Below are 6665 nucleotides of genomic sequence, written 5' to 3' on the forward strand. Positions count from 1 at the left end.
CTGCAAGCCGAACCCCGTTCTCGGGAGTGTTCCCGCATGAATCCGCCAATTCACACCGAAGTCGCAGCGCGGTCCCGCATCGAGCCACCTGAACTTTCCCCGTCACCGGACCGAGAGAAGAGAGCGGCGCATGACGACCGACTACATCGCCGCGAACCGCGTGAACTGGAACGAGCGCGCGGCGCTCCACGCCGCACGCGATGGCTCGGGCTACGAGACGCAACGCTACGTGGACGATCCCGATCTATTCTCGAACGTCGCACGTTTCGACCTGCCGCTCCTCGGTGACATCGCCGGAGCGCGCGCCGTGCACCTGCAGTGCCACATCGGCACCGATACGCTCTCGCTCGCGCGCCTCGGCGCACGCGTCACCGGGCTCGACTTCTCCGAGCGGGCCGTTGCCGACGCCGAGCGGCTGGTCGCTGAAACCGGGGACAACGTCAACTTCGTGCGCTCGGACGTTCGCACCGCAGACGAGGCGCTCCCCCGCGACTCCTTCGACCTGGTCTACACGGGTATCGGGGCGCTCTGCTGGATCCCAAGCATCTCCGAGTGGGCGGGCGTCGTCGCGGCGCTGCTCGCCCCGGGTGGCTCGCTGTTCATCCGCGAGGGGCATCCGATCCTGTGGGCGATGGACGAGACGCTCACCGACGGCCCGCACCCGCGCTTCCCCTACTTCGAGCGCGTCGCACCCCTCGAGTAGGACGACGACCAGAGCTATGTGGAGACCTCGACACCGATTCAAGCTTCCACCACCTACGAGTGGAACCACTCGCTCGGCGAGATCGTCACGGCACTGACCACGAGCGGCCTGCGGATTGACCTCCTCGTCGAGCACGACAGTGTGCCGTGGGAGGCGCTGCCCGGGCAGATGACGCTCCGCGCCGGCGGTGAGTGGGTGCTCACCCGGCACTCCGGGTCAGTGCCGCTCAGCTACACCCTGCGCGCGTCGAAGCCGGCGTGAGCCGCGGGGCCCGGCCGTTGATACGCTGACGCGATGAACCTCGACCAGCTTTTTGGGCTCACCGGTCGCACCGCGCTCGTGACGGGTGGCAGCTCAGGGATCGGCCGTGCGATCGCGACGGCGCTCGCCGGGGCCGGGGCGCGGGTGCTTGTCGCGGCACGCACCGAGGCAGCGATCGCCGCCACCATCGCGGAGATCGGCGCCGCGGGCGGCGCGGCCACCGGCATCGTGGCGGATCTCGGCACCCGCGCCGGGGCGCACGCCCTCGCGGATGCGGCCGGATCCGTCGACATCCTCGTGAACTCCGCGGGGATCAACCTCAGGCCCCCGTTCGCGGAGCTCGACGAGGACACCTGGGACGCGACCATGGCCGTCAATCTCGAGGCGCCCTTCGTCCTCGGCCAGCGGCTCGCCCCCGGCATGGCGGAGCGCGGCTACGGCAGGATCATCCACATCAGCTCACAGCAAGCGCACCGCCCCTTCGCCGCGAGCGGCGCGTACGGGGTATCGAAGGCCGCGCTCGAGGCACTCGCCCGCTCGCAGGCGGAGGCCTGGTCACCGCGCGGCGTCACGGCGAACGTGCTGATCCCCGGCTTCGTGCAGACACCGCTCAACGCGCGACTGAGCGCGGATCCCGGCACGGTGGCGGCGCTCGCCGCGCGCACGCTGATCGGCCGCAATGGCCGGGCGGACGACTTTGCCGGCGCCGCGGTGTTCTTGGCGGGGCCCGGATCCGCGTACATCACCGGCCAGTCGCTCGCCGTCGACGGCGGCTTCTCGGTGCACTGACGCGCGGGGGCCTCAGGCGGCGGCTGTGATCGATGAACTTTTCGAGCAAAGCGCAGACTAAACGCAGACTAGCCTTCAGCAACGCCCTACAAACAAGAAAACCCCCGGCCAGACTTAGCGTCTGACCGGGGGTTTCGCTGTGGCGGGTGAGGGATTCGAACCCCCGTAGGCAGTGCCAGCTGATTTACAGTCAGCCCCCTTTGGCCGCTCGGGTAACCCGCCGTTGTCCGCGCGAACGTGGACGAGCCAACTTTACCCGCTCGGTGCCGCGAACGGAAATCGACCCTGCGTGCCGGGCCTGTCCCGGCGGGAAGGGCCCCTGTTGTGCGCGGCACTCGCGTGGGAGGATCAGGGAATGACCGCGACACACTCCGCACACCCCCTGCCCGGTGAGCTGCGCCTCCGCGTGGCGAGCGGCCCAACGGCGCTCGACCTCGAGACGTTTCACCGCATCGCCCGCCTGCGCCAGGAGGTCTTTGTGGTGGAGCAGGAGTGCGCGTACCTGGATCTCGACGGCAGAGACCTGGAACCCGGCACCGTGCAGGTGTGGGCGGAGAGCGCGGACGGCGAGATCGCGGCGGGCCTCCGGATCCTGAGCGAGAGCGGCGGCGCTGATGGGCTCCGCAGTATTGGCCGCGTCGTGACGGCGCCGGCCTGGCGCGGACGCGGGATCGCTGGATCGCTGCTGCGCGCCGCCATCGCCGAGTGCGGGGATGCTCCCATTCAGATCCACGCGCAGTCGTATCTCACGGAGTGGTACGCCGGCTTTGGCTTCGTGGCGAACGGCCCCGAGTTTCTTGAGGACGGGATTCCGCACACCCCGATGCTGCGCGCCCCTGGCGCCCGGCCCGCGTAGCCCCCCCCCCCCCGATTGCAGCGAGTCTGATCCGGTTTGGGAGCGCAAACCGGATCACACCCCAACAAAATGCGAGGGAGCACACCCTGAGGGAGCACCCCAGGGGGCAGGCGGAAGCGAGCTTACGCCGACGCCTCCAGCGCCTCGTCCAAGCCAGGGACCGGGATCGCCAAGCCGTGCCGGTGCGCACGCGCCGAGATCGCCTGCTCGCGCAGCAGGGTGAGTAGCTCAACGGGTCCAGCCATCGTGACCGTGTCCGCCCAGAGGGCCGCGCGATCCAGCCCGCCCATCCATTCGGCGGCGCGCANCAGAGGGCCGCGCGATCCAGCCCGCCCATCCATTCGGCGGCGCGCACCGGATCGCCGCCGATGAGGCGCACGCGCGCGGCGGGCAGCTCGCCCGGTCCGAGCGGGCCGGTCACCGCGAGCCGCTCCATCCAGTCGTCGTCGCGCTCAAGCGACACCTCGATCCCCTGCCCCGCGAGGAGCTCGGCGACCTGGGCCGGGAGCACCTGCCCGGTGGAGAGCGAGATGGGGGCACGTACGAGCAGCGCAGCGGCGAGCACGCGGATGAGCGCGGCGAGCGGCCCATCCTCGGCGAGCCGCACCTGCGTGACGACCGGGCGCGTGCGCACGGCGTTGCGCTCGATGCCGAGCCCGATCGTGTCGCGGTCGACGCCCAGCGAGGTGCGCCACACGAGCGCGTCGGCGAGCGCCGCGCGGCGCACCGCGTCGAACTCCTCGTAGGCGAGCGTGGGCTGGGACGCCTCGATGAGCAGCCGCACCTCGGGGTCGAGGCCGCGCAGGTGCAGGGTGTCGCTGCGGGTGCCGGGTCGCGGCTCCCAGGATCCGAGCGCGAGCAGCCGGTTCGGCCCGCCCGCGAGCGCGGGGAGCCCCATCACGGCGTCACCCCAGCCGCCGCCGGGCTGCCGCTCGATGCGGGCGCCCGTGGTGGGCCGGTTGATCGCGAGCGCCGCGGCGCTCACCTGCGCCAGCCAGGCCGCGATCTCATCGCCGTCGTTCGACTGCAGCCCGGCGACGCTGCCCCCGCCGGGGGCGTTCTGCATGCGCAGCGCGTCCGAGAGCGAGTGCGCGCTGGCCACCGCGAGCACGGGCACCGACAGCGCGTCGGCCCACAGCTCGGACTGCTCGGTGACGCCGAGCTTCACGCCGGGGCTCCACAGCCGCCCGTCGGCGTCGAGCGGCTCGGGCCGCACGAGCCACTCCTCGCCCCGGCCGAGTTCGGTGAGCGCGCGCAGGGCAGCACCCGACGCCGGCTCCGCGAGCGGGCCGAGCGTGAAGCCGAGCGGGTCTGCCCCACCTGGCCGCGCCGTGTCGCCAGGTCGGAGCGCGCGCACCGCGTCGGCGAGACCGGCGCGGAAGCGGCGCGACCGGGCCACACTGCCCATCAGGATCACCGCGTGCGCGCCGCGCGGATCGCTGCCGCCCGCGCGGAAGGCGGAGGCGACGATGTCGGTGATCGCGCGGTCGAGGTCGGCCGATGGGGCGACGAGGATGGTGCCGCGCGCGCGGAACTGGCCCTCGATGCGGAGGTCGGGGCGGCGGCGCGCGAGCTCGTGCCCGGCCCCGCGCGCGCCGAGCACGATGGCGCGGTCGACCTCGTGGTGCGCGGCGAGCTCGGCCACCGTCGCGTCGACGGCCACCGGCTCGATGCGCACGGCGCCGGGGGTGAGTCCGCCCGCCTCGCACTCCTCGATCAGCGCGGTGGCGGAGGCGAGGAAGCGCGGCGGAACCGCCCACAGCACTCCGGCGCCCGCGCCGAGCGCGGAGAACACCGCCTCGGCCTGGTGCGCGAGCGGGGTGCCGGCGTCCGCGGAGACGAGGATCAGGGCGTCGGGCACGAAGGTCGCGCCGCGCACCGCACCGAGCCCGGCCGCGAGCTGACCGGCGTAGCGGGCGGCGTCGACGATGTCGTTCACCTCGGCGTCGAGTTCCGCGGCAGGGGCGCCGGTGTCGGCGGCCAGCACGGCGAGCAGGCGATCGCGCGCGGCGACGAGCGCGAGCGCCGAGCGGCGCAGGCGCACGCCGCGCGCCGCAGGCCCGTGCGCCGACCAGCGCTCACCGGACTCACGGGCCGCGAGCGCCACCCCCTCGGGGTCGAGGTCCGCTGGCGACAGCGCGACGGTGGCGTTCGCCGCGTCCTCCTCACTGACGCGTGCGCCGGCGAGGCGCAGCTGCTCGCGCATCCACTCGCGGTTGGCCGCGAGGCTGGCGTCGGTGCCCGGCTCGTTCGCGAAGCCGGACTCGGAGACCGCGGGGATCGCGCGCGGCGGGGCGAACTCCTGCAATTGGAACGCGCCGGTGTCCCCGCGTCCGAGCCCGAGGACGGCGGCGGTGAGACCGCCGGTGTCGAAGCGCGCTGGCTCGTCGGGCGAGCGGTAGAAGAGGGCGCTGTCGCGCTCGCTCGGGTCCCACTCCCGCGCGCGCAGTTGTGTGCGGTGGGAGTCGGGGGCGGCGTCCGTGGCGAGCGCGACCGCGCGCTCGTGCGCGGCCCACTCGGCGGCGAAGGTCTGCTCGTCGCCCGCGAGGAGCGCGTCGACGCGGGACGGGGCCGAGGCGGGGTCCGCCGCCTCGCTCGCGAGGCCGACGAGCAGCTCGACCGCTCCGGCGAACTCCTGCGGTGCGACCACAACCTGCTCGAGGCGCACCTCGACCGCGGCGCTCGCATCGGCCGCGCCCGGCGCTCCGGCGCTGCCTGGCCCGCCAGCCGCCCCCGCGGCGATCGTCTCGGCGAGGCCGGGGACCACGCCGCCGCGCAGCTGCAGCGAGGCGAGCCCGGTCGCGCCGAGCTCGGCGGCGCAGCTCAGCACCGCGGCGAGCACAATCGGATCGTCGCTCGCGATCACGGGGCGCAGCACTGCCGCGCGGCCAGGGTGCAGCGCGAGCTCGGCGAGTCGGAGCAGTTGCGCGGCAACCGCGTCGCGCTCCTCGAGCACGGGAACGGGGAGCCCGCTGTCGATCGCGGCGATGCGCTCGGCCCCGGCGACGCCGCCGACCCCGATGACCACCTCAGCGGCCGCGCCGCCCTCAGCGACGCGGCGCTGCGCCCACCGGCTCAGGCGGCTGTAGAGCTCGCGGGACTCGGGGAGCTCGGCGAGCAGGCGCGCGCCGACCCTGGCGCGGTCGAACGCGGGATCGGCGAGCGCGCGGTCGAGCAGATCCGGGATCTGTCTGGCCCACCGCACCGTCTCAGCCGCGAGGTGGATCGTCGTGCCGTGCTCGGTCGCCGCGGCGAGGATGGGCTGCAGCGCGCACGCGGCGGCCGCCACATCGGCGTCGGCGGACCACTCGGTGCCGGCCGGCACGAGCCGCTCGGGATCGACGCGCAGGTGCCCGATTGTGGGGTGCGCGGCGAGCGCCGTGAGGCGCCGCACCTCGGCGGCGGCCTGCTCAGGGCCGTGCACCGCGCTGCCGAGCGGCACCACGACGGGCACGAGGCCGGCGTCGCGGTGGCGGCGGAGCGCCTCGGCGAGCGCGGTGATCTTGCCCGGCTCCAGCGGCTCGCCGACCGTGGGGAGTCCCGGGGATGGCAGCTTCGCCGCGAGCACGAGGCTGGACAGTCGCGCACGGAGCCACCGCCGCGCAACGGGCATGACCGCCCACGGCAGGCCGAGCGACGCGGCGCCGCCGGCGCGGACGGCGAGTCGGTCGCGGATCCCCATCGAGTCGGGCACCTCGGTGGCCATCTCGCGGAGCCCGACCGCTGAGGCGAACGCGTCGTCGGTGCCGGCGACGAGGTCGAGCAGCCGCCGGGTGAAATCGAAGCTCTCCGGATCGCGGTGCATGCCGCCGAGCGGCGCGCGGGCCGCCTCATCGTCGCGCCCGCGCAGTGCGCTCAGCCACGCGGTCGCGCGCGCCTCGGCGGAGGCGGCGGTCACGGCCCATGCAGTGCCCGGAGAAGACGAGATGGCTGCCATGGCTTCACTCTAGGCTTCGGGTCGCGCTTTCCTCGGAGGCGCACGCCAAAACGCGAACGCTCCCGGCCCCCACTCAGGGAGGCCGGGAGCGTTCGCGTGCGGTGGCGCGCTACGCGAGC

At 73.9% G+C, this 6665-nt stretch carries 5 protein-coding genes and 1 tRNA gene; 4 read left to right on the forward strand and 2 right to left on the reverse strand.

The features are described from left to right. The first annotated feature begins 130 nt into the window (after window positions 1-130). From EGM46_RS14115 to EGM46_RS14120, 3 genes are read left to right on the forward strand one after another with little or no spacing between them, the layout of a single operon-like run. Entirely contained in the window at window positions 131-703 is a 573-nt protein-coding gene (locus EGM46_RS14115) for a class I SAM-dependent methyltransferase (RefSeq protein ID WP_241156368.1), read from the forward strand. Window positions 704-721: 18 nt separating this feature from the next. Next, window positions 722-964, forward strand: a complete 243-nt coding sequence (locus EGM46_RS15080; RefSeq protein WP_241156369.1) for a hypothetical protein — start codon at window positions 722-724, stop codon at window positions 962-964. 33 nt (window positions 965-997) lie between these two features. Continuing rightward, window positions 998-1753: an SDR family NAD(P)-dependent oxidoreductase gene (locus EGM46_RS14120; protein ID WP_125100767.1), complete on the forward strand. Its 756-nt coding sequence runs from the start codon at window positions 998-1000 to the stop codon at window positions 1751-1753. Window positions 1754-1893: 140 nt separating this feature from the next. Here EGM46_RS14120 and EGM46_RS14125 read toward each other — a convergent pair. After that, window positions 1894-1975, reverse strand: a tRNA-Tyr gene (locus EGM46_RS14125). 133 nt (window positions 1976-2108) lie between these two features. Here EGM46_RS14125 and EGM46_RS14130 point away from each other — a divergent pair. Continuing rightward, the gene (locus EGM46_RS14130) at window positions 2109-2609 is read left to right on the forward strand and encodes a GNAT family N-acetyltransferase (protein ID WP_125100768.1); all 501 of its coding nucleotides are present in this window, start codon (window positions 2109-2111) and stop codon (window positions 2607-2609) included. On the opposite strand, the gene EGM46_RS14135 is transcribed toward EGM46_RS14130, so the two are convergent. Then, a complete protein-coding gene (locus EGM46_RS14135) occupies window positions 2500-6546 on the reverse strand; it encodes a proline dehydrogenase family protein (RefSeq protein ID WP_125100769.1) in 4047 nt (1348 codons plus the stop codon). The two genes, EGM46_RS14130 and EGM46_RS14135, sit on opposite strands and share 110 nt — an antisense overlap. Between the last annotated feature and the right edge of the window lie 119 nt (window positions 6547-6665).

This window comes from Leucobacter chromiireducens (assembly GCF_003917135.1).
GTDB classification, from domain to species: Bacteria; Actinomycetota; Actinomycetes; order Actinomycetales; family Microbacteriaceae; genus Leucobacter; species Leucobacter chromiireducens_A.

Bases quoted from the DNA above. Each gene is read 5' to 3' on its own strand.
- EGM46_RS14115 (WP_241156368.1), top strand. From the start codon at position 131: ATGACGACCGACTACATCGCCGCGAACCGCGTGAACTGGAACGAGCGC.
- EGM46_RS14120 (WP_125100767.1), top strand. From the start codon at position 998: ATGAACCTCGACCAGCTTTTTGGGCTCACCGGTCGCACCGCGCTCGTG.
- EGM46_RS14130 (WP_125100768.1), top strand. From the start codon at position 2,109: ATGACCGCGACACACTCCGCACACCCCCTGCCCGGTGAGCTGCGCCTC.